General features: G+C 38.9%; 22 protein-coding genes. 10 read left to right on the top strand and 12 right to left on the bottom strand.

Going from position 1 to position 21623, the window contains the following annotated elements:
* Nucleotides 1–29: 29 nt before the first annotated feature.
* From EDF66_RS03095 to EDF66_RS03085, 3 genes are all read right to left on the bottom strand, one after another.
* The gene (locus tag EDF66_RS03095; protein ID WP_132767386.1) at nt 30–416 is read right to left on the bottom strand and encodes a nuclear transport factor 2 family protein; all 387 of its coding nucleotides are present in this window, start codon (nt 414–416) and stop codon (nt 30–32) included.
* Between the two features lie 132 nt (nt 417–548).
* Nucleotides 549–1412 (bottom strand): AraC family transcriptional regulator, encoded by an 864-nt coding sequence (locus EDF66_RS03090; RefSeq protein WP_132840480.1) that lies wholly within the window; start codon nt 1410–1412, stop codon nt 549–551.
* 344 nt (nt 1413–1756) lie between these two features.
* The gene (locus EDF66_RS03085) at nt 1757–2173 is read right to left on the bottom strand and encodes a winged helix-turn-helix transcriptional regulator (protein WP_021190983.1); all 417 of its coding nucleotides are present in this window, start codon (nt 2171–2173) and stop codon (nt 1757–1759) included.
* Between the two features lie 102 nt (nt 2174–2275).
* Here EDF66_RS03085 and EDF66_RS03080 point away from each other — a divergent pair, with 102 nt between their 5' ends.
* Both EDF66_RS03080 and EDF66_RS03075 read left to right on the top strand, forming a co-directional pair.
* Nucleotides 2276–3370 (top strand): alkene reductase, encoded by a 1095-nt coding sequence (locus EDF66_RS03080; RefSeq protein ID WP_132840478.1) that lies wholly within the window; start codon nt 2276–2278, stop codon nt 3368–3370.
* A 7-nt stretch (nt 3371–3377) separates the two neighbouring features.
* Nucleotides 3378–4079: an SDR family oxidoreductase gene (locus EDF66_RS03075; RefSeq protein ID WP_132840477.1), complete on the top strand. Its 702-nt coding sequence runs from the start codon at nt 3378–3380 to the stop codon at nt 4077–4079.
* Nucleotides 4080–4254: 175 nt separating this feature from the next.
* On the opposite strand, the gene EDF66_RS03070 is transcribed toward EDF66_RS03075, so the two are convergent.
* Both EDF66_RS03070 and EDF66_RS03065 read right to left on the bottom strand, forming a co-directional pair.
* Nucleotides 4255–4860, bottom strand: coding sequence for an NAD(P)H-dependent oxidoreductase (locus EDF66_RS03070; protein ID WP_132840475.1), 606 nt, complete (start codon nt 4858–4860; stop codon nt 4255–4257).
* A 250-nt stretch (nt 4861–5110) separates the two neighbouring features.
* Nucleotides 5111–5974 (bottom strand): helix-turn-helix domain-containing protein, encoded by an 864-nt coding sequence (locus tag EDF66_RS03065; protein WP_132840473.1) that lies wholly within the window; start codon nt 5972–5974, stop codon nt 5111–5113.
* Nucleotides 5975–6446: 472 nt separating this feature from the next.
* Here EDF66_RS03065 and EDF66_RS03060 point away from each other — a divergent pair, with 472 nt between their 5' ends.
* The 7 genes from EDF66_RS03060 (at nt 6447) to EDF66_RS03030 (ending at nt 12861) form a co-directional block, all read left to right on the top strand.
* Nucleotides 6447–7298 carry an aldo/keto reductase gene (locus tag EDF66_RS03060; protein ID WP_132840471.1) on the top strand — a complete coding sequence of 284 codons (852 nt, stop codon included), beginning with the start codon at nt 6447–6449 and terminating at the stop codon, nt 7296–7298.
* A 114-nt stretch (nt 7299–7412) separates the two neighbouring features.
* Entirely contained in the window at nt 7413–8498 is a 1086-nt protein-coding gene (locus EDF66_RS03055; protein ID WP_132840470.1) for an alpha/beta hydrolase, read from the top strand.
* 155 nt (nt 8499–8653) lie between these two features.
* A complete protein-coding gene (locus EDF66_RS26295; protein WP_132840468.1) occupies nt 8654–9517 on the top strand; it encodes a DUF4440 domain-containing protein in 864 nt (287 codons plus the stop codon).
* 214 nt (nt 9518–9731) lie between these two features.
* Nucleotides 9732–10454 (top strand): carboxymuconolactone decarboxylase family protein, encoded by a 723-nt coding sequence (locus EDF66_RS03045; protein ID WP_132840466.1) that lies wholly within the window; start codon nt 9732–9734, stop codon nt 10452–10454.
* Nucleotide 10455: 1 nt separating this feature from the next.
* A complete protein-coding gene (locus EDF66_RS03040; protein WP_132840464.1) occupies nt 10456–11517 on the top strand; it encodes an alpha/beta hydrolase in 1062 nt (353 codons plus the stop codon).
* A gap of 11 nt (nt 11518–11528) precedes the next feature.
* On the top strand, nt 11529–12008 hold the full coding sequence (locus tag EDF66_RS03035) for a cupin domain-containing protein (protein ID WP_132840463.1): 480 nt from the start codon (nt 11529–11531) through the stop codon (nt 12006–12008).
* Between the two features lie 340 nt (nt 12009–12348).
* Complete coding sequence (locus tag EDF66_RS03030) at nt 12349–12861, top strand: ClbS/DfsB family four-helix bundle protein (protein WP_132840461.1); 513 nt, start codon at nt 12349–12351, stop codon at nt 12859–12861.
* Nucleotides 12862–12994: 133 nt separating this feature from the next.
* Here the strand turns inward: EDF66_RS03030 and arsB are convergent, their stop codons facing one another.
* The 4 genes from arsB to EDF66_RS03010 form a co-directional block, all read right to left on the bottom strand.
* Nucleotides 12995–14026 carry an ACR3 family arsenite efflux transporter gene (gene arsB, locus EDF66_RS03025; RefSeq protein WP_132840459.1) on the bottom strand — a complete coding sequence of 344 codons (1032 nt, stop codon included), beginning with the start codon at nt 14024–14026 and terminating at the stop codon, nt 12995–12997.
* 8 nt (nt 14027–14034) lie between these two features.
* Nucleotides 14035–14643: a low molecular weight phosphatase family protein gene (locus tag EDF66_RS03020; protein WP_132840457.1), complete on the bottom strand. Its 609-nt coding sequence runs from the start codon at nt 14641–14643 to the stop codon at nt 14035–14037.
* 13 nt (nt 14644–14656) lie between these two features.
* Complete coding sequence (locus EDF66_RS03015) at nt 14657–15112, bottom strand: DUF6428 family protein (RefSeq protein ID WP_132840455.1); 456 nt, start codon at nt 15110–15112, stop codon at nt 14657–14659.
* Nucleotides 15113–15204: 92 nt separating this feature from the next.
* Nucleotides 15205–15531, bottom strand: coding sequence for an ArsR/SmtB family transcription factor (locus EDF66_RS03010; protein ID WP_132840453.1), 327 nt, complete (start codon nt 15529–15531; stop codon nt 15205–15207).
* Between the two features lie 376 nt (nt 15532–15907).
* Here EDF66_RS03010 and EDF66_RS03005 point away from each other — a divergent pair, with 376 nt between their 5' ends.
* On the top strand, nt 15908–16534 hold the full coding sequence (locus EDF66_RS03005; protein ID WP_132840452.1) for a hypothetical protein: 627 nt from the start codon (nt 15908–15910) through the stop codon (nt 16532–16534).
* Between the two features lie 55 nt (nt 16535–16589).
* Here EDF66_RS03005 and EDF66_RS03000 read toward each other — a convergent pair whose 3' ends face one another.
* The 3 genes from EDF66_RS03000 to EDF66_RS02990 are packed head-to-tail and all read right to left on the bottom strand — an operon-like array spanning nt 16590 to nt 21617.
* On the bottom strand, nt 16590–18815 hold the full coding sequence (locus EDF66_RS03000; protein WP_243655979.1) for a HEAT repeat domain-containing protein: 2226 nt from the start codon (nt 18813–18815) through the stop codon (nt 16590–16592).
* 31 nt (nt 18816–18846) lie between these two features.
* The gene (locus EDF66_RS02995; RefSeq protein WP_132840450.1) at nt 18847–20409 is read right to left on the bottom strand and encodes a DUF6850 family outer membrane beta-barrel protein; all 1563 of its coding nucleotides are present in this window, start codon (nt 20407–20409) and stop codon (nt 18847–18849) included.
* 5 nt (nt 20410–20414) lie between these two features.
* Nucleotides 20415–21617: a DUF4876 domain-containing protein gene (locus EDF66_RS02990; protein ID WP_132840448.1), complete on the bottom strand. Its 1203-nt coding sequence runs from the start codon at nt 21615–21617 to the stop codon at nt 20415–20417.
* Nucleotides 21618–21623: the final 6 nt, after the last annotated feature.

Here is a 21623-nt window from a genome sequence, read left to right as displayed (position 1 = left end):
CAATGAAAAGTTGAAGTAATAGTTTTTGATTATTTCGTATATAGATGGAATAGTTTTGCAACAATTTTCCATTCTCCATTTATTTTTATCAGGGAGTGATAATCTGTGAAATCTTCATCTGCGGCATCGTGTTCCATTTCAACACGAACTACCGCTGTGGTGGACGTTTTGTGTAACACCGTAAGATTGGTCTGAATATTTGGTGCGGCACCAAATTCTTGAACGTAAGCATAAAGGTTCTCTATACTACCTTGTGAAAGGTCGTGCTCTAAATGACCATACATAACAGCATCTTGATGAAATGCTTTTTTTAACTGTTCGATATTGCCCGTTTTTAGCCCATCCACGTATCCTGCTACAATGGCTAACACATCTTCGTAATCTTGTACAGTATTACTGTTTTTATTTGTCGACATAATTTTATATTTTTTAATTTATGTTACAAATTTACAGACGATAAAAGGTTTCCATTTTTTTATAACGTCCAACTATTTATTCTATTAAGTCCAAATGAGCAGGAGAAATCGGGTTTGATGGCCATCTCTATTTTAATGACGAAATACGGTCGGTGCTTGTCCGTGGTATTCTTTAAAGATTCTCGAAAAATGTGAAATGTTTTCGAAGCCCAGAGAATAACAAATTTCTGAAACAGGCAATTGTGTTGCCTCTAACATTTCCTTCGCTTTTTCAAGACGTTTTTCCCGAATCCATGATGCAGGAGTCATATTGTAAATGGCTTTAAAATCTCGTTTAAAACTAGATAGGCTTCTGCCGGATAGATACGCTAATTCTGGTAAAGAAACCGGTGAGGCATAATGCATTTCCACAACATGACGGATATCCGCCCTAACGGGCTCATGCAACTGTAAAATTTGGAGAAACATATTCCGATTTCCCTCAGCGATGTCATACAGTAATTCCATGATCTTAAGGCGTAATTGTCCGGGTTGCACAACAGAATGATCCAAAAAATAAGGTTTCATAGAATTTGCAAAAGCAACAAGGCATTCATTCATCGGGTAAACTCCCGTCTTTATTTCTCCTTCAATTTTCGGAACCTTTATTTCAGACATAGCTAAAAATGATTTTAATAAATCATCTTTGATGCTAAACATCAGGCTGTCATAGATATTGTCATTTTCGGGATTACCAATTTTATCGTATTTGACCGCCGTTGCCTTTTTTAGCAGAATCATTTCATTTTTACCGACAACATACTGCTGTTTGCCATAAGTTAGCGTTGCCGATCCTTCGAGCACTATCATGAGGAGATGCTCTTCCAGATACATCGTTCCCTTAGCTTCCATACTATGGATGCATTGCTCAATAATAGAGCATCCGTCGAGCATTAACGCATTTTGAGGGGTAGGACCACTTATTAATGATGTTGGTACTTTGATCATTTTTTTCATAAACGATATTTAAAACTCAGATGATAAAGGAAATCAAAAGAAATTTGAATCACCGATTGATGACCAGTGAAGTAAAAAATATAATGCAAATATATTGAAATAAATAACACTTAACTTTTCTAATTAGTCCTTATATTTTGACTATTTAGTTCAAATAATTGACCAGTTTATGAAGGTATAAGTTTTCCAATATCTAAATCATGGGTCAGGAGATCTGCTTTTTTGCTTAAAAGTTTTAACAGAATTGCTGTTACTTATTTTAAGAATAACTGAACTTTGCGCCACTGTACGAAAGATCTCATAGGTGAATTGATCTCCTGCTTGTCATCTTAACTTTTATAATATCAGTGCTCTACCTTAATTCCATCCGATAATACTTTCTTTTGTGCTTTTATAAAACCCGCTTTATCTTTCTTAACAGCTTTAATGATCTCTTTCTGTTCTTTGGGTACCGTGTAATATTTGTCTACCCATAATTGCATCTCAATCAATATGGGGAGTAAATCGATACCCTTCTTAGTAAGGGTGTATAAAACTTTTGCTTTGCTTTCCGGATGATCCAGTTTACTGATCAGTCCATTTTCTTCCAGCATTAATAATCTTGAAGCTAAGATATTGGTCGCTATCTTCTCGCCAGATTTTAAAAAGTCGCTGTAGGTGCATTGTTTCAAGCGCATTAAATCCCGGATGAGCAATAAGGACCATTTATCTCCTAAAATATCTAATGAACAACTGATAGGGCATTGCGATCTATTTTTCATAATAATGTATTTTTTTTAAAAAACACTTGCGTTTTGCAAGTTGAATTTTATATTTGTACTTGCAAAATGCAAGCAAATTTACTATTTTAAATTATTAATACCATGGAAAACAGTGTAATATTTAATTCTTACCATAAAAATGGATTACAATTGCGGAACCGGATAGTGATGGCTCCCATGACCAGAAGCCGTTCTGATAATCCCGAAAATAAAGCAACAGCGTTGACTGCGCTGTATTACAAGCAACGTGCTTCTGCTGGACTGATCATTACCGAAGGTACATTTATCAGTCCTGAGGCAGTAGGTGTTATACATGTTCCTGGAATTTATACGCAAGAGCAGATCGCAGGCTGGAAATTGACCACGGAAGCAGTACATGCTGAAAACGGAGTCATCTTTGCCCAGCTTTGGCACACTGGAGCATACTCGCATCCTGATCTTCATCAGGGTAAAAAACCGTTGGCTCCGTCGGATGTAAATCCAGAGCAGCAGGTTTTTACAGCAACGGGATTTAAACCTACTGTCGCTCCTCAGCCCATGACGGTTGCTGATATTAAAAGAACGGTTAATGATTTCAAACAAGGGGCGCTTCATGCTTTTGAAGCTGGATTTGACGGTGTTGAACTTCATGCTGCCAACGGCTATTTACTGCAGCAGTTTTTTAGTAAAAATTCTAATCTGCGCAACGATGAATATGGGGGTGCGATCGAAAATAGAGCGCGCATTCTTTTCGAGATTTTAGATGCCATAAAAGAGGTTGCCGATATCCGTAAAGTTGCGGTTCGTCTCAATCCTTCTTTAAACGGTATTATGGGTATTTTGGTCGACGATGAGACCATTGCATTTTACAACTATCTAGTCAATAGGCTGAATGATTACGATCTGGCTTATCTGCACTTGATAGAACCTTTTACTGATGTTTCCGGAAACGCCAATGCTATCCAGGAAGTTGCCAAGCATTTCCGTCAGCTGTATACAGGAACGATCATCATTAACCGCGGCTTTAATAAAGATACGGCCAATCAGGTTATAGGTGATGGTGATGCCGATCTGGTATCATTTGGTGTACCCTTTATTGCAAATCCTGATTTAGTGGAGCGTTACAGAACCGGAGCTGCATTAAATGTTCCGGATCAAAATACATTTTATACGCCGGGCGAAAAGGGTTATACAGATTATAAAACTATAGATCAATAATAACAATATGAAAACAACAGGAAATACCATATTCATCAGCGGCGGAAGTGCCGGAATCGGATTAGCGATCGCTAAGAAATTAAATGCAGCAGGAAATAAAGTTATTATCAACGGCAGAAATGAAGAACGGCTTCAAAAGGCGTTAAAAGAACTGGACCAAGCAGTGGCCATTCAGGGAGATCTGTCGGTTGAATCTGATAGAATCCGTATTGCCAATGATTTGAAAACAAATTATCCGGATGTTAATATCATCATCAATAATGCAGGTGCTGCATTTGCTTATCTTTTGAGTGAAACTATCGGAGCACATGAAAAAGCAGCTATTGAGATGAATACCAATTATTTCAGCGTCATCCATTTTACAGAATTGCTCATTCCACATCTTCTTCAGAAAGCTGAAGCGGCTGTTATTAATATTTCATCAATAGCAGTGTTCGGAAGCCATGTGATGCTGCCCACTTATGGTGCTACGAAAGCAGCGCTCCATAGCTATACTGCCACATTAAGACAGACCTATCAAGACCAGAAAAAGCTGCAGGTCTATGAAGTTTATCCGCCTTTGGTCGATACCGAATTCTCCGCAGAAATCGGAGGGGCAAATGGTATTCCTGCTTCTGAGGTTGCTGATGAATTGTTTTTAGCTTTGGAAAAAAATCAATTTGATGTTCCTGTAGGAGATACCAAACAGTTTTTCCAGGAAACTCACTAGTCACCAGAAACGGTTCTTCATTTTAGCAAAAAATGAAGAACCGTTTTAAGTAAATGCTCCTAATTTCAAAGTAAAAGTAAAACGATCATCATTACAGTTTGAATATAGGGAATAGGACTTACTATTGGGCGCGTCCTCGCAATTCATTTACGCTGTTATGCATCTATGAACGTTGTTAAATTTCAAAAACCTGAGCTAGATGTGCCGGATAGTCTTTAAGGCTTGTTGCGATATCACCATCTTTAAAAATATCAAAACAGTTATAGTCCGATACAACTTCTACGCCGCAGAATCTGTAATTACTTGTTATATGCATTAAATAATCAGCAGTGCTTATGCCTCTAAATAACTGTTGGTTTTCATCATTGAAACTTGCTTCAGGTGCATTCCAGGTACTGCAGACCATAAATTTTTTACCTTGCATTTTACCTCCTGTTCCATATTGCCGGGAGAGTTCTTCTCTGGTTCTGCCATCACCTGAAAGAAATTTTTCACTGAATAAACCGCTATTGAACACTTCATCAACAAATTTTTTATAGATCCATGGGGCTCCAAACCAGTTAATCGGTGTCTGTAAAATGATGATCGCCGCTTCCAAATGTTTTTCTACTTCCTCGTCTGCGTTGTATCCCTTCTCGATACTCGTCTCGATAACCTCGTAGCCCTTTGATAAGAAAAATTCGTGCGCCACCTGTATAAAAGCTTTATTGAGTGTTCCTTCTGACCAATTGGGATAGGGCAGATGTGCATTGATTAAAAGTACTTTTTTTATAGTTTCCATTTTATATTTAAGCATTGCTAATAAAGACTGTTTTCTATTTTGGCATATCCCCTGTAAAAGGTGTGCTATTTTATCTTGCTGACAAAAAATAGTATAACTGTACAGGGGTTAAATAAATCTGTTCGCGTTGTTTTTTTAATGAAACAAAATTATTAGATGGCAGGTAATGGCAAGGAAACAGACTACTACAAAAAAGGAAACAAATTACAGGGCGTAAATTTTTTAGAAATTTGGGGTCAGAATTAACGGATTATTTATTGATCAGGGACTGACGGTATTGCCGAGGGGTAAGATTCACCTGTTTTTTAAAGAACTTGGCAAAATAGTTTGGGTACTCAAATCCAAGTTCATACGCAACTTCGGTGCTATTCAATTCTTTTTTGATCTCAAGCAATTCTTTAGCTTTTTTTACTACAAAATCATGGATATTTTCAAGGGCAGATTTATTTGTTAAATGTTTGATGATATCGCCCAGATAGTTAGCCGACAAACCTAATTTATCTGCGAAATACTGTACTGTTGGAAGCTGCTTGACGGGTTGTCTATAGTACTCGTGAAGGTGCTGCTGAAAATCTGTCAGGATTCGGTTGTACTGCTTTGGATCTGTTGAAAACTGTCTTTTATAAAATGCTTCTACTAAAGAGACCAGTACGTTGACGTAGGATAATAAAACAGTATTATTTTTCTTTTTACTGTTATAATAAGGCGTCATCAATTCAAATACCGTACGGATTTCTTCCGCTTCCGTTTCGGTCAGATACAATGCTTCATGCTGTCCATAATCCAGGTAATTTTTGAATAAAAATCGGTTCTCCGCAATGATCTTCTTTGAGAGCTGTAGATACATTCCTGTATAGGTGGGGAGCGGTGCTATATCCCAACCATTTGCGAGGTTAGGACTATTGAAAAAAACGGCTGTAATGGGCGTTGCATCTGGCGTATTACTATAAACCAGATTTATCTTTATGGAAATCCGATAAAAATCTATTAAAACAGGATCTGATGTAGACCTCATGCGAAGTGGTTGATAATAACCGATATCTATATCGTCATCTAACGGTTCTTTTAAACCTACATACTGATTATAAGACGCAAAGTTTTCGAATCGTATCATACTACAAATATATATAATTCAAGTGCTGCACGCGTAAATTATTTATTGCAGAGGACAAGAACGTTCTCATATTCTTGATTTCTTAAATGTATACGGTATTTCATGCCAGATCAGTAATATTGGTAGTTTAAAGAGTAATATGTGTAATTTATTCTTCTAAATCATGCTGAATTTTGTTATTAGGATTGACTTTGTTTATGATCTATTCTATAGCATGCGACATTGCTGTCATTTTAAATTTGAGCTTTTGGTAATGAATTTAAAACAAGGTGAAATAGTTTGGGGTTTTAAAGATGTGAAATTCCTACGGATCGCAGGATTGCTAACATCAAGGCATTATCTTATTGACAAGTGTATGTGACGAGATAGGATTTTTTTCTCTAATTAGCCGATAATGAAAAGTAGGAAATAAATACTAAAAAGGTTTTTTAATGCAAGCTGGAAGAGTTGAACAATAATAAATGATGGAAGAATGGAGACAATTAAATTAAACAATGGCGTAGAAATGCCGGTACTTGGCTTTGGTGTGTTTCAGATACCGGATGCCGCTGTATGTGAGGAATCTGTTATAAATGCAATTGAAACAGGTTATCGGCTAATTGATACTGCAGCTTCTTATGGAAATGAAAAAGCGGTAGGTGAAGCGATTAAAAAAAGCGCTGTTTCGAGAGATGAACTTTTCATCACAACCAAATTATGGATACAGGATACAGGTTATGAAAAAACTAAAATAGCCTTTCAAAAGTCATTGGATAGATTGCAACTGGACTATCTGGATCTGTACCTTATTCACCAGCCATATGGCGATATTTATGGTTCGTGGCGTGCCATGCAGGAATTATATAACGAAGGTAAGATCAAAGCAATTGGTGTATCCAATTTTCATCCAGATCGAATTATGGATATTATCGTAAACTCTGGATTTACACCAGCGATTAACCAGATTGAAACGCATCCATTTCACCAGCAGATTGAAACACAAAAATTCCTTCAAGAAAATAATGTACAGATCGAGTCCTGGGGACCTTTTGCAGAAGGTAAAAACAACATATTTCATCACGAACTATTATCGGCTATTGGTGAAAAATACAACAAGTCCATAGCCCAGATAATCCTTCGCTGGTTAACTCAAAGAGGTGTTGTTACGATCCCGAAATCCATCCGTAAGGAAAGGATGGCTGAGAATTTTGATATTTTCGATTTTGAACTTTCATCTCAGGATTTTGATGCCATCGCATCCTTAGATATAGGATCAAGTTTGTTTTTTGACCATAGAGATCCAGAAATGGTGAAATGGTTAAGTGAACGTAAACTGGATATTTAAATCTGCAAAAGAAAAAATTGCATGGATTGCATGAAAATAGAGACAGTATCTTTTGTACGAGGTGTAAACTGATATGCGCATTTATAAAGTAATGCCGGAAAATAAAATTTTAAGATGAAAAAAGAATTATGGAGATATTTAGGTGCATTGACGGTGTTATTGACGACCTCAATATCAATTAATGCCCAAAACAGACAGAAGCCAATCACCATTGCAGAGCAGGGAAGTTTTGCTATTGGTGGTGTAAAGGTGACGCAATCTGGAGTTTTTGATGTAAATAATGCTTTGAAACCAGACGGACAGACCTTTCATGGTGACCACGCCTATGCATTTTATCAAATTCCGGTAAAGTCCCGAAAATATCCGTTGGTTTTTCTTCATGGTGCAGGACAATCGAAAAAAACTTGGGAAACAACTCCCGATGGCAGATCAGGGTTTCAAAATATTTTTCTTCGCCGAAAATTTTCGGTTTACTTAGTTGACCAACCAAGACGTGGTGAAGCAGGAAAGAGTACTGTTGAAGGAATTGTTAAACCCACGGCAGACGAACAGTTTTGGTTTACACAGTTCCGAATAGGAAACTATCCAGATTACTTTCCAAATGTTCAGTTCTCAAAAGACACAGCTTCGCTCGAGCAGTTTTACAGACAGATGACCCCCAATACGGGCGCCTTTGATGCACAGGTTGTAACAGATGCGATCTCAGCGTTATTCGATAAAATTGGTGAAGGCATTTTAGTGACGCACTCGCAAGGTGGTGGGCCGGGCTGGATGACGGCAATAAAGAATGAAAAGGTTAAAGGGGTGATAGCATATGAACCTTATAGCGGTTTTTTGTTTCCAGCAGGAGAACTTCCACCCCCGATCGCATCAAATGGCCTTTTTGGTGTATTAAAAGGTGTGGAGATACCTTTGTCCGACTTCAAAAAATTGACTCAGATGCCCATTGTCATTTATTATGGTGACAATATTGCAAAGGAACCATCGCAAGTTTGGAACAAAGATCATTGGCGTTCAGGTCTTGAAATGGCAAGGCTTTGGGCGGCAACTGTCAATAAACATGGTGGTGATGCAACGGTGGTACACTTGCCTGAGATCGGGATTTTTGGCAATACGCATTTCCCTTTTTCGGACTTAAATAATGTCCAGGTGGCTGATGTGTTATCAAAATGGTTAAAGCAAAAAGGGCTTGATCAATAATTGGGTCTCCCTAAAATATGGCGCAAAGGATTTTACTCAGAGACTGTAGCACGCTATAAGAGATGAAATTTGGATCGCGTGAAGGTTCATGTGAGTCAGAGATGCTAAGCATGTGCGATGGAACTGAAAGAAATATTATTAAAAACTGAAGCAATATGAAACGAATAATCTATTTAACAGTCTTACTGTTTACCACTGTTACAACAAATGCGGTAGCGCAGGATCAGTCTATTTTTGCTTTAGGTGAAAAAGCAAAAAATGTTAATCATACAGGAGATGTATGGTTACGTGAATTAAACGCAGCCGACAAGAATATTAACGCGCATATATCTTTGGCGGTATTTGCTCCGAATGCTAAACTGAACTGGCACACGCATGCTGCGGGACAGATCTTATTGATAACCGATGGTATCGGATATTATCAGGAAAAAGGAAAACCGGTACAGATCGTACAGAAAGGTGATGTTGTTAAATGTTTACCAGATGTAGCGCATTGGCATGGTTCAACACCTAAAACTGGTGTTACCTATATTGCGGTTTCACCGAAAAGTACAACAACATGGCTACAGCCGGTCCCTGATGAAGAGTATCAGAAACTTGAAAAACCAGTTGAACATGCTACAGCCTCAGAGCAAGAACTGAAAGACCTGTCCAATGAAAAATGGGCATGGATGTCTGATAAAAATATTAATAAATTAAATGACATCTTTCACGAGAAATCCATGTTTGTTCATATGGGAGGATCTTGGGGCAAACAGCAAGAACTTGATGTCATTAAAAGTGGAAGTATCTGGTATAAAAAAGCAACAGTATATAGTACAAGCATCAATATAATAGGCAATACTGCCATACTTTTAAACGACATTGACCTTGAGGCAGTGGTCGGGGGGAATACGGTCATAAACCCTTTTATGGTAACCGAAGTATATGTGAAAGAAAATGGCGCATGGAAAATGGGCTCCCTTACTTTTTCCCGTTTAATGCGTTCTGTTAAAATAAATAATGAAAACAAAAACTAAAATAAGCATGTAAAAGCGGTCAGAAAATTTATTAAAACTGAAAGCTTGTTTCCAGCTAACACTTCATTTTGTGTTAGCTGTTTTGTTTACATCAGTAATATTGGTAGTAAAAACAGTAATGTATTTACCGTTTAAGCGTCGCCGAATCGAGAACTTTGTATAACAATGTTTCTTTGAGGCAAGTAGATTGAATCATTACAAAAAAGGGCAAATTATGGTCAAATTCTTAAAATCACTATTTTTTATCATAGCAATTATTTTTACCGCAACTGTAAATGGCCAAACGAATGGAATACAAAATTTAAGTAAAAAACAACGAGCCATAGTCGGTATTGGATCTGTCACGGGAAAGGGAGATCTGACCAAACTAACGACAGAATTGAATGCGGGACTTGATGCTGGATTGACTATCAATCAGATTAAGGAAGTGCTGATGCATGTATATGCTTACGCAGGATTTCCGCGGAGCCTACGCGGTCTGCAGACTTTTATGGCTGTGCTTGAGGAACGTAAAGCAAAAGGAATGGAAGATATAATGGGGCCTGAAGCGACGCCGATTGTGGATGACCGTTCTAAATATGACCGTGGCAAGGCCATACTGGAAAAGTTAAGTGGAGTTGAAGAGACTGGACCAAAAACAGGTTACGCGGCATTTGCACCTACTATTGAGGTTTTCCTGAAAGAACATCTTTTTGCAGATATTTTCGAGCGTGATGTGCTGACATATCAGGAAAGAGAACTGTTAACGGTATCGGTTCTATGTGGGGTAGGAGGCGTAGAGCCTATGCTACGTTCGCATTTCAACCTTTGTTTGCATGTGGGTTTGCAACCAGAGCAATTGCAAGAATTTATTAGGGTTATTGGGCAAGCCATTGGTGAAAAAGAAGCCGCGTCAGCACAGAATGTATTGGACGAGGTATTAAAAAGTAAGAAATAATATGAAGAAGTTAACATCAATATTCGCAATAGTTGCATCGATGATTGTTACTGATCAAGTGCATGCACAATCTAAGCAAAATAAGCATCAACAAAATCCCTGGACCTTGGTCTACGATGGCGCTATCTTAAAAAATGAAGCGGGGAAAGTAAATATCCATCCGGTTACCTATAAACTGAATGGTATTGATATAGCTGCAAACGTATATACACCTGCTCATTATGATGCATCCAAAAAATATCCGGCCGTAGTTGTTGCGCATCCAAATGGTGGTATCAAAGAACAGACAGCGGGACTGTATGCACAGCGTTTGGCAGAGGCGGGCTATATAACTATTGCTGCAGATGCGTCCTATCAGGGAGCAAGCGGGGGGGAGCCACGGCACACCGACAAACCGCACTTCCGCACGGAAGATATTCGTGGTATGGCTGACTTTATCATGCAATATGCAGGGGTTGATGCCAATCGCCTGGGTGCTTTAGGTATCTGTGGAGGTGGTGGCTATACTTTAAAAGCAGCTCAGTCGGACAAACGTTTTAAAGCCATTGGAACATTAAGTATGTTCAACTCCGGAGAAGTAAGAAGGAATGGCTTCCTAAATTCGCAGCTAAATACCATTCAGGAACGCTTAAAGCAAGCTTCGGACGCTCGTGCACAAGAAGCTGCGGGTGGAGAAATTTTGCTCTCGGGCGTAGCAAGTGTGACGGATGAAGAAATTGCAAAAACTCCCGCAGGTTTATACCGTGAAGGATTTGAATACTATTACAGGACTCATGCACATCCCAATTCAACTTTTTTATATACGACAAGCAGCCTCATGGATCTGATGACCTGGGATGCAACCGATCAGCTTGATTTAATTGATCAGCCTTTGTTAATGATAGCCGGCAGTAAAGCCGACACAAAGTACATGTCCGACGAGGCGTTTTCCAAAGCTACAAATGCAAAGCACAAGGAGCTGTTCCTGATTGAAGGGGCTACACATATACAGACTTATTGGGTGCCGGAGTATGTTACGCAGGCCGTACATAAGCTGGTTGAATTTTACCAAACAAACCTTTAAAATTAAAAAATATGAATTTTAAAAATTTTGCATTGCTGTTTCTTTTGGGTATCTCAGTGGTTTCCTGCTCCCAAGAAACTCATTCTGAAAATACCCAAAACAAAGAATTGATTTTTGCCAAAGGTGAAAAGGTAAACAACAGTAATTTTACGGGTGATGTCTATTTAAATAATCTGGTGGAAGCAGACAGTCTTAATCAAAATGCAGTCGGTAGTGTTACTTTTGCTCCGGGAGCAAGAACCAGATGGCACTCACACCCCGCAGGGCAGATTATTCTAGCTCTTGATGGGGTTGGTTATTATCAGGAAGAGGGAAAAGAAAAGGTTATTATAAGAAAGGGCGAAACTGTAAAATGTCCAGCAGACATCCCTCATTGGCATGGAGCAAGTGCAGATAGCGCTTTTGTTCAAATAGCAATTACAGGTAGAGAAAAAGGGGAAACAAAATGGTTAAAGCCCGTTACCGATGCGGAGTATACACGTTCGAATTAAGATTCACGTTGCTTCGAATGGTTTTTTTTGAGACTTTAGCTTGCCGTTTTTGATGAAATAGCGTGTTCCAGGCATGGGGTAGGTTAAGTCAACGTAAGAATATTATTGTCTCAATAATCGGGTTTTCCGCAAATTTTTTGGAAGGTATTTTGTAACTTTAGGAACCAGTTTGCAATTCCTTTTAAACTATTATAGCGGTTCTATAATGATTCGGTAGGAAGTCAAATTGCGGTTCCAGTTAGATGATGATGAAGAACCGGATATATTTTTGAATGTGATGATTCTAAATAATTTTTAACAATCACTTGATCGTATTCCTATTTTTCACTGAAAGAATTTTATGCCAGTTCCAACAAATAAATCTGAGCTACAATTAGCAATAAAAACAAATTACGATAAACTGAAAAAGGACTTAACTACTGTTCCCTATGAGCGGACAGCAGTGAAGGATATGGAAGGTCATGGTAAAGGTACATTAATGAGTATCAACGATCTGCTGGCTTATTTGGCAGGGTGGGGAGAGCTTGTACTCAAATGGAATAGACAAAAGGATAATAACGAGGAGGTGTCTTTTCCTGAGTCAGGATTTAAATGGAATGAACTTGGCCGACTGGCACAAAAGTTTTACGACGACTATAAGGATGACGATTTTCATGTATTGACGGATAAGTTAAACCATACTGTAGAGGCGATATTAGCATTAATAGCTAAAAAGTCAAATCATGAATTATATGAAACACCTTGGTATGACAAATGGACCTGCGGAAGAATGATCCAGTTCAATACTTCTTCACCTTATGCCAATGCGAGCAATCGAATTCGGAAGTGGAAGAAAGAAAATGGTTTAAAATAAACAAAGCACCTTATTTATTAAGGTGCTTTATTTATTGCAGTGTAATTCCATCTTAGGGAGGCATATCCCATTTTTTTGTTTAAATAAACGACGATCAAAAATAGGAGCTAATGCGAAGGGCACCATGCTAAAACTAACTATCATATTTCTTTTTGAGCCAAAGACTGGCACGTACTAAGAGGATGAGGACCGGTACTTCAATCAACGGTCCTATAACGCCCACAAATGCCTGTGGGGAATGTATGCCGAAGATGGCTATCGCTACTGCAATGGCTAATTCGAAATTATTTCCGGTAGCCGTAAATGATATCGCTGCATTCTTATCATAGGCGACTTTCATCGATTTATTGATGAAAAAACTTATAAAAAACATCAGTACAAAATAAATCACCATTGGTACAGCCACTTTAACAACCTGCATGGGTAATTGAATGATCTGTTCGCCTTTTAAACTGAACATCAGCACTATGGTAAATAACAGGGCATATAACGTAAATGGCGATATTAGGGGTATGAATTTACGATGATACCAATTTTCACCTTTTATTTGGGGGAGAAATCTGTGACTTAAAAAGCCCGCAAAAAAAGGTATTCCTAAGTAGATCAATACACTTTTGACAACTTCGCTCATCTCTATTGATATCGCATACTTTGCAAATCCAAAATAGGAGGGCAAAACATTGATAAACAACCATACAAATAAGCTATAGAACAGGACTTGAAATACACTGTTTAAAGCAATCAGAAGTGCGGCATATTCGCGGTTTCCTTTGGCTAAGTCATTCCATACGATCACCATAGCAATGCATCGCGCGAGTCCGATTAGAATTAACCCTACCATGTAATCGGGTTCATTTCTTAAAAATAGCACTGCCAGTATAAACATCAAGATGGGGCCCACCATCCAATTCAGTATAAGGGATAAACGCAGCACTTTTTTATCTTTGAATGCCAAGGGCAGTAGATCGTAATTTACTTTAGCGAGTGGCGGGTACATCATAACGATTAATCCAATTGCCAATGGTATATTGGTGGCACCGATGGACAGGTGATCCATTACATCTGAAATACCGGGGAATACATTGCCTATTAGGATACCTAATCCCATCGCCAGGAAGATCCAAAGCGTGAGATACCGGTCTAGAAATTTCATTTTTACCTGCATCCTATATTTTATTTAATTTGTGAAAAGGCGTAAAACATTTCGGAGGCAATCTGCAAACTTCTGTTTCTGTAGACCTCGTCTTGTTGTGCTGTATTGTCCGATATTTTAGGATCTTCAAAAGTAATCGGTATGCGTTTTTCAGCTCCTGCAATAAAAGGGCAACCGCCATCTGCCTGTGAACAGGTCATGACTGCCGCAAAGAAGGATTCAGGATTGAAAGGGGAGTCGTATTTTTTAGAGAATCCAATAATCGGCAAAGCATTTTCATCGTATTTGAAGGCATAAACCGGATTTTCGCTGTTGGAAATAATACTGACGGCAATACCTGCATTTTCAAGTGTTAAGGCAACTTTAGGAAACAGTGCTGTCTCTTCAGTACCTCCTGAATAACTGGTTACGTTTGGTATTTGGTAATGCGCAGCAGCGATTTGTGCCCAGACCTGAGAGAGGTGACTTCGACGGGAGTTATGCGTACAGATGAAATTGATGTTGATAGCTGAGCCAGCTGTAACTTTATCCTGGATATAATCAATCAGGGGCTGCAACGTAGATTTGCGCCCTTGATTGATCGTTAATTTCAGTATTTCCGAAATGGTATTTACTAGTTTCGCGTTCATGTCGGTCTTTTGATTAACAACAACCAGATCCTGGTGTACAGCTGTTTGAATTTGAACCGACTACTTGCAATGGATTGGGGATACCACAGGCATCTTGTGCCAGACAGGCTGTGGTTTTGTTCGTTAAGACGAAATTCTTACCATTGAATGTTAAACCGTATTTTCCAATTGTACCACGCTGATATTCTACTTCTATCTCATGATCTCCAATATTCAGTTTTGTTTCTGAGAGTTCGATGATGTGGATCAATTTTCCGGGTTTTAAGCGGTGCTCATAATCGTCGGCATTCCATAATTGGAAATTTACCGTGTTTTCAGTACGCGTAACTCCGCCACAATCAATAAAAGTTTTGTTGATCTGACCGACTTCGGTTACATGGAAATGCTCTGGTACAAATGTTCCATCTTCTAATTGGAATTCAACATTTTCTAATGTTGGAAGGATCTGTTTGATTTCTGATAATTTCATAGTATTTATGTTTTATTATATCGTTATATTACGATGGTTGTGTGTAAAAAAAAATAAGTTATTTTTTAAAAGGCATCAGCCTTAAACATTTCTTAGCAACATTTTTGATTGTTTACAGATAGGATTATATTACCAAAATAGGCTTTTAAGACGGCGAAAGTATTCTCATCTATACAGTAACAGATGGATGTTCCTTCGATATTTCCTTTGATTAATCCCGCATTTTTTAATTCTTTTAAATGTTGCGAAATCGTGGATTGTGCTAATGGTAATTCATCCACAATATCGCTACAAATACAGGTGTTGACCTTTAAGAGATATTCAATAATAGCAATACGAGCGGGATGTCCAAGTGCTTTCGCAATATTGGCGATATGATTTTGCTGTTCTGTAAAGTGAACTGTTTTTGTAGTACCCATGGTATTATGATTTGTATATCGCAATATTACGATTAACGAATTGAATTCTAAAATTTTTTTCTCAAAAAGATTTATACATGACAAAAATACTCGTCGGGTGATATGAAGAGTATCTTAACGAAGCCAAGCTACAGAGACGGTTAGCATTGCGCTGTTCTTTATTCCAGACTTAGCAAAGGGTATGACTTTTTTTAACGCTACGTTCAAATAATGTCAAAGAGGAAGCTGCACATATTGTCTTTTACGCGATCAATCGGCATTTTACCTGTTAAATAAATTGGAAAATTTGAGTAAATATGACAGCTTTGAAGACTCATATTAGTAGATAAAACCTTACCTTTGTTTAGAATCAATCTACACAAATATTAAAACAAAAATGAAGAAAATTATCGTCCTATTGTTGTTAGCACTTGGCAGCGGAAGCCATGGTATGGCACAACAAAAAGCAAAAAGAGAAGTTTTACCTGCAGCGGTCCAAATTAAAATAGCAGTACAAGCAGCACCGACAGAGTTTAGAGAAGGAGCACAGGTATATGGTTATGATAGTGAAGGAAAGTTTGTTGTTTTAAGAGCGGGTACTAACGATTATATCTGCCTGGCACCAGATTATAAACTTCCCATGTTGTACGCTTATGCTTATCCGAAGAGTTTAGAACCATTTATGGCTAGAGGTAGAGAATTGATCGCGCAAGGAAAGCGTAGAGAACGTGATGATATTCGCGAGCAGGAATTTAAAGATGGTAAATTGATCATACCACAACAGCCGACGATGCTATACGGTTATTGGGGTTCTTTGGAACAGCTTAATAAAGAAACCGGAGAGATGGCTGATGCCAAACGCCGTTATGTACTGTATGTTCCTTTTGCTAAAGCAGCCGATTTAGGTATGGCAAATAAACCTACTGTTCCGGGTATTCCATGGTTGATGGATGAGGGTAGTTACAAAGCACATATCATGATTAATCCTGCAGATATGGGCCATTCGCACGGACCTGCAAAATAAATTTTTGAGTATAAAAAAAGTGCAGCCTTTTTCAAGGCTGCACTTTTTTTATATCCTATTTCTTTTCTTTTTTCATGACATGTTTAGTCTTGAGTGCTTGATCTTTTACTGCTTGGGGAACTTTATCGTCCTTTAGGAGCTGATCACAGGTATTGAAAATGGCTTCTCTTTGATAAGAAAGGGGAAACCAGCTCATTGCTTCTAATGCAGCAATGCGGATCGTTTCTGATTCAGATGGGTCTGCAATAATCGTGAGCACCGTTGGTACTAAGCGATGGAAACGGTAAAGGCGCAATGTTGTGATCTCGCCAAGGCGTTCTTTCTCGGTCTGTTTTTTGTCGCGTATGTTGGCTTCCATTTTCTCCACCTTGGTGCTGTTATAGTCAATATCTTTCAAAAGTTGGTCACTTAAGTTTGCAGCATTATAGATGCTCTTATTTTGACGCACTTGATTTTCAATTTCTTTTTTTAGCAATTCAGGATTGAAAAATGTCATATTTGTTCTCAATCGATAATTTATACGTTCAGAATGCGGGTCACTGACATAGAATGCAATAAGGTCTTTTGCAAAATCATCGCCTCCAAATTCTCCTAAATCATACACTGCTCTACGTCTGATAAATTCGTAAGAATCATTTTTTGCAGCATGTAATACTTCAAAATATTGCTCGTTTTCATAGTTTCTAAGAAGTGCAAATGCTTGCATTCTTGTCGTTTCGAAAGGTGAGTTAAAGTAGGTATTCTTTAAGATCTGCGCCATCTCGGCTTCAGGTAACTGTTTCTGTAAATACACGAGAGCTAATGACTGCAGGTCGGCATCATTTTCTTGCAGTAATTTTTTCCAGTAAGAAATTTTTGCTCCACTAACAATCGCATTATTGATTTCCTGGCTTCGTTTACTTGTAAAATGAAAAGTAGGATCGCCGAGGATATGGGTCTCGAGATAAGCAATGTGTTTGAACCAATTGCCTACACGGACACCATGTTGCAAGGTACCCATCAGCTCTGCCGGCCACAAATCTTGCAATACGCCAATACTATTGGCAATGGCAGCAACATTTTTATTTTCCGAGAAGGGGTAATAGCCTGCTAAATAATTGTCCAGGTGGAATGAACCGGTTAAACAAGAATTGAGGTATACCAATCTTGCTTGTATAGCTGCATCTTTGACATCCCATATTTGAACGTCAAGGTTGTCATTGAAAACCGAATCTGAATCCATAACCGCTTTTTCAAACGCGTTGGTCATCCATTTATCCGAAACTCCTAATGAAGTCTTGAAACTTTCTTTTACTTTTTCGACATCTCTTCCATCTTCTTTTGCAGTTCTGATTTTGGAACGTAAATAGCGTCCTACATTTTCCATAGAAGGCTGTGGATTGGATGCGAGTGGATAACCATTGATCAATTGTAGTGTTGCGGTTCCATGTCCGGTCATAAATGCGAAATCAAGTCCTTCTCGTTTTAATTCGCGAAGCAGGTTGTATTTCATGAAATCAGCGTTTCTGAAATTCAAAAACTTGATGGAATTTCCGGGTTTGTACAGGTCTGGAAATTGTGATTTCAACGCCAGTACATCGCCAGCAAACGAGTTCATTGAATTGGAGTTATAGCCATGACCGGTAGAGGCTACCATATCAGTAAGCGGATTATTCTCTTCACGCAATGTTACTAATTTATTGAGATAAGACTTGATTTTTTGCGTGGCATCTTCACCTTTTTCTACAGGTGGTTTGATACGGGCAGAGTAGATGTCCATCTCAATGTATTGTGGCGAAGTGCCATTGAGACTATAGTAATAATAGTGGGTACGTCCTTTTGCTGTATCTTGCTTTATAAAATCCAACTGTAGATCGAAATCATCGTAATACCGGTCGGACGGTACGGAGGATTTATCCCATCTTATTTTTTGATTCATCTTGAAAGCAGATGTCAGGTACTGCGCATCACGGATCATAACGATAGGTATATCGCCAATTAGGACTGTTCCTTCAAGAGCTTGTTTACCTTTATATAATTGCTGCAGCTGTTCGCGGATCTGCTCGGGTTGCTGCCAGTTATGTGCTATGATGTAGGTGCCTAATCCATCTTTCTCGATGGATTGGCGATAAGCCATAACTTCAGCACGTGCACTTTCAAAAGTTTTGCTGTCAATAACAATTGCAAAGCTTGTTTTTGATTGTACAGATGGACGGATCAGCTCTTGGCCGTAGCTATAGGCAACGGTGGCGAAAGAACTTAGCAGTAGGATTGCTTTTTTTATTTTAATGGTATTCATCATGTCTATTTTCCGGATCTTTTTTGAGTGTAAATTAAAATGTATTGATGCCAATTGATAATTGTGTCATGTATCGGTTGTCTCCTTTTTGAATGATGCCGCTGTTATTCATTGCGCTGCTGATCAGTCCGGAAGCTTTTATGTAAAGCTGATTTTCTCTTTTTCCAAAGGGTTTCAAATGGTATTTGATATGTGCTTCATTTGTCCAGGTATTGACCTTGTTGTAATCGTGCATGGGAAGAAATACTTCATGGGCAACGAAATTACTGGAGTAGGATTTGTCGGTGTACAAAATTTCATCGTGAACAAGAAAGTCATAGGCAGATTTAAGCTGCAAGGATAGGGCTCTTTTGTTTGACAATGGATAGCGTTTATCAAAGCTCAGATCCAGATTGATTTTATCGATCAGCTGTTTGTTCTTTGGGTTTGCATATCTATTATCAAGACTATGATAAGCGGCAGTCCCTTTTAACCACCAATCAACCTGACCATCTTTTCTTTCTTTACTCAATAAATAGGAGAGACGGGTATTGTTTCTTAACATGGTGCTCATAATACCGGAGTATACGGTTTCATACTGCTTTGTATCTGGATTTTGTATTTGATGATATTCCGTATTGTCCATGTCTTTTAATGTCCATGTTAGCCCAATCTGATGGGAAGTTCTATTTATTTTCCAATCGAAGGAAGAAAATGCCTGATATTGTTTAAAAGCGTGTTTTCCTGCTTGCTGCAAGTAGATGCTCCCATCTGTGACGTCTTCGTATCCATTGCGGTAATCAAAGTTTACCGTCCATTGTTTTCCGGCACTGCGATGAACGTAATCCACTGCTCCGCCCAATGTGCGGCCTTCATAGGTGCGATTATAACCTACCGTTAAGATATAGGGCGCACTATTCTGGTACTCGCCGGCTCCTAATAAGCGATATAAATTAAACTGACGGTTTTTTCCAACTGTTTCTATACTCAGATCTTCTTTATAGAAAAGGTAATGTCCTGTCAGCCCAACGATATTTTGATCATCAAGTTTATACGTGATGCTGGGCGACAGGCTGAGGTTGCTGGTATTGTCAAGTGGCCGTGGATCTTTCTGCCGAGCTCCGGTCTGCATATCGTACTGAATACGGATACCCGCATTCATGCGATCATGTGCAAAAGTCGGTGTGGCGACATGAAGCTGTAAGCTATATTTTTGTTTCTTCCAATCGGCAGATAGTGAATCGATCAGTTGGTAAGGGTTGTCACGGTAGGGATCAGTATGTGCCGTGAGTCCCACTTCTTTATCTTTGCTGGATTGAAAATTGAAATGACCATAGAAGGTCCAATCGTTGAGACGCTGATAACGAGCTGACGAAAAATTGACTCCCTGGGTTGACTTTGAGCTGTAAGGCGATCGGAAGTCTCCGCCTTTATAGTACGCTCCAATTTCATTTTCTCCCTCTAATGGAAGGGTCATATAGCGTAATAGTGCCGCATTGGAACTTTTGAGTAGGGGTTCTTTGATTTTAAAATAGTCGTATGTTGGTACTGTTTGTGCCGTAGCAACATGACCAAGACCGAGTATCAGATATATGCTGGCAAATAGGTTCTTTTTCATGATTACTATTTAATTTTTCTTGGTGTTGGATTGTTGTTTACTTCAAAATCTTCGGATGAATTGTTGGTATCCATTAACACAGCCCGTTGTCCGATTGTACTTTTAACTTTCCGGATCACCGATCTTCCGGAATTAGCCACTCCGACGTAAGTCAGTCCGGCATCTACCGTTTCGGGCAATCGTTTCTTGTCCATCGTGATGGTAGAATTGCCGACGCAATCTACGGCATCGAGTACCGCACGCACTGGTACCTGTAGAAAACGTGTTGTACCGCTTACATTAGGTTCTGTCATCGAGGGGAAATCAGCTACTGAAGCATCTCTGAATAAAACTAATCCTGCACCATTGATCCCAATATTCCAGTCAAATCCAGCAGTGGTATTGTAATATTGATGGATCATGTTAGGGACATCGGGGTTGTCGGTATCCCGTATATTAGTACCTGTAGGATTGAAATAGGTCTCAAAGTCAGCAATACCTTTTCCTAGGTCGGTCGGGGAATTGGGGTTACCGTTTGGATCTGTTTTGTGATTAAGTGCTGTAACAGCAATTACAATAGATGCTCCAGGTTCTACCGGATATTCTTTACCTGAGCCGGGAACCATCCAAGCCTGCGCGAGGTAAACATAGTTTTTGTCTGGATAAAATCCATAGACTGAATTGGATGATGTTTTCGTATTTCCAACCACGAGACTATCGGCATATTGCAACGCTGTGCTATTGTTGTATATTTCGATGAAGCCATCATAGAGATAGTTGGTGCCTGCAGGAGTTTTTGATCCGGTATAGTAGAATTCCTTGATCACAAATCCGCCTGCTATACTCCCAGTTAGTTGGATCGTACTGTTTGCCGCTTCGGTGATCCGAAGGGTGGGGATGTTGCCATTGCAGAAGATTTCTTCGGCAATACCTACCAGTTGTTCTGCTTCTGCAGGGTTGATGGTTTTGGAAGCAGTAACGGTATAGATACCGGGTGTGATATCCGTAATACTGATACGGCCTTCACTATCGGATCTGTATTCTTCACTGGCGCCAGTGATCGTATTTTTAAGGGTGACTTTGACTTCGCTTGCCAGTTTTGTGCTGTAATTTTCGGGATAATGTACGGTAAAATTATAGTCCAGTGTATCGTAGCTATAATAGTCTTTACGACAGGAAGTCAGCAAGAATAGGAGCCCGCTTAGGATCAGTATATGAGTGTTTTTCATGTCAGT

Source organism: Sphingobacterium sp. JUb20, assembly GCF_004342035.1.
GTDB classification, from domain to species: Bacteria; Bacteroidota; Bacteroidia; order Sphingobacteriales; family Sphingobacteriaceae; genus Sphingobacterium; species Sphingobacterium anhuiense.
Note: the sequence above shows the minus strand (reverse complement) of the source record. Positions and strands in the feature narration are given on the sequence as shown.

Coding starts and splice junctions, on each gene's coding strand:
- EDF66_RS03020 (WP_132840457.1), bottom strand. CDS start 14,643: ATGAACGCGAAACTAGTAAATACCATTTCGGAAATACTGAAATTAACG.
- EDF66_RS03090 (WP_132840480.1), bottom strand. CDS start 1,412: ATGAAAAAAATGATCAAAGTACCAACATCATTAATAAGTGGTCCTACC.
- EDF66_RS03030 (WP_132840461.1), top strand. CDS start 12,349: ATGCCAGTTCCAACAAATAAATCTGAGCTACAATTAGCAATAAAAACA.
- EDF66_RS03040 (WP_132840464.1), top strand. CDS start 10,456: ATGAAGAAGTTAACATCAATATTCGCAATAGTTGCATCGATGATTGTT.
- EDF66_RS03085 (WP_021190983.1), bottom strand. CDS start 2,173: ATGAAAAATAGATCGCAATGCCCTATCAGTTGTTCATTAGATATTTTA.
- EDF66_RS03035 (WP_132840463.1), top strand. CDS start 11,529: ATGAATTTTAAAAATTTTGCATTGCTGTTTCTTTTGGGTATCTCAGTG.
- EDF66_RS03005 (WP_132840452.1), top strand. CDS start 15,908: ATGAAGAAAATTATCGTCCTATTGTTGTTAGCACTTGGCAGCGGAAGC.
- EDF66_RS03065 (WP_132840473.1), bottom strand. CDS start 5,974: ATGATACGATTCGAAAACTTTGCGTCTTATAATCAGTATGTAGGTTTA.
- EDF66_RS26295 (WP_132840468.1), top strand. CDS start 8,654: ATGAAACGAATAATCTATTTAACAGTCTTACTGTTTACCACTGTTACA.
- EDF66_RS02995 (WP_132840450.1), bottom strand. CDS start 20,409: ATGAAAAAGAACCTATTTGCCAGCATATATCTGATACTCGGTCTTGGT.
- arsB (WP_132840459.1), bottom strand. CDS start 14,026: ATGCAGGTAAAAATGAAATTTCTAGACCGGTATCTCACGCTTTGGATC.
- EDF66_RS03060 (WP_132840471.1), top strand. CDS start 6,447: ATGGAGACAATTAAATTAAACAATGGCGTAGAAATGCCGGTACTTGGC.
- EDF66_RS03075 (WP_132840477.1), top strand. CDS start 3,378: ATGAAAACAACAGGAAATACCATATTCATCAGCGGCGGAAGTGCCGGA.
- EDF66_RS03015 (WP_132840455.1), bottom strand. CDS start 15,112: ATGAAATTATCAGAAATCAAACAGATCCTTCCAACATTAGAAAATGTT.
- EDF66_RS03055 (WP_132840470.1), top strand. CDS start 7,413: ATGAAAAAAGAATTATGGAGATATTTAGGTGCATTGACGGTGTTATTG.
- EDF66_RS03070 (WP_132840475.1), bottom strand. CDS start 4,860: ATGGAAACTATAAAAAAAGTACTTTTAATCAATGCACATCTGCCCTAT.
- EDF66_RS03080 (WP_132840478.1), top strand. CDS start 2,276: ATGGAAAACAGTGTAATATTTAATTCTTACCATAAAAATGGATTACAA.
- EDF66_RS03095 (WP_132767386.1), bottom strand. CDS start 416: ATGTCGACAAATAAAAACAGTAATACTGTACAAGATTACGAAGATGTG.
- EDF66_RS03045 (WP_132840466.1), top strand. CDS start 9,732: ATGGTCAAATTCTTAAAATCACTATTTTTTATCATAGCAATTATTTTT.
- EDF66_RS03000 (WP_243655979.1), bottom strand. CDS start 18,815: ATGATGAATACCATTAAAATAAAAAAAGCAATCCTACTGCTAAGTTCT.
- EDF66_RS02990 (WP_132840448.1), bottom strand. CDS start 21,617: ATGAAAAACACTCATATACTGATCCTAAGCGGGCTCCTATTCTTGCTG.
- EDF66_RS03010 (WP_132840453.1), bottom strand. CDS start 15,531: ATGGGTACTACAAAAACAGTTCACTTTACAGAACAGCAAAATCATATC.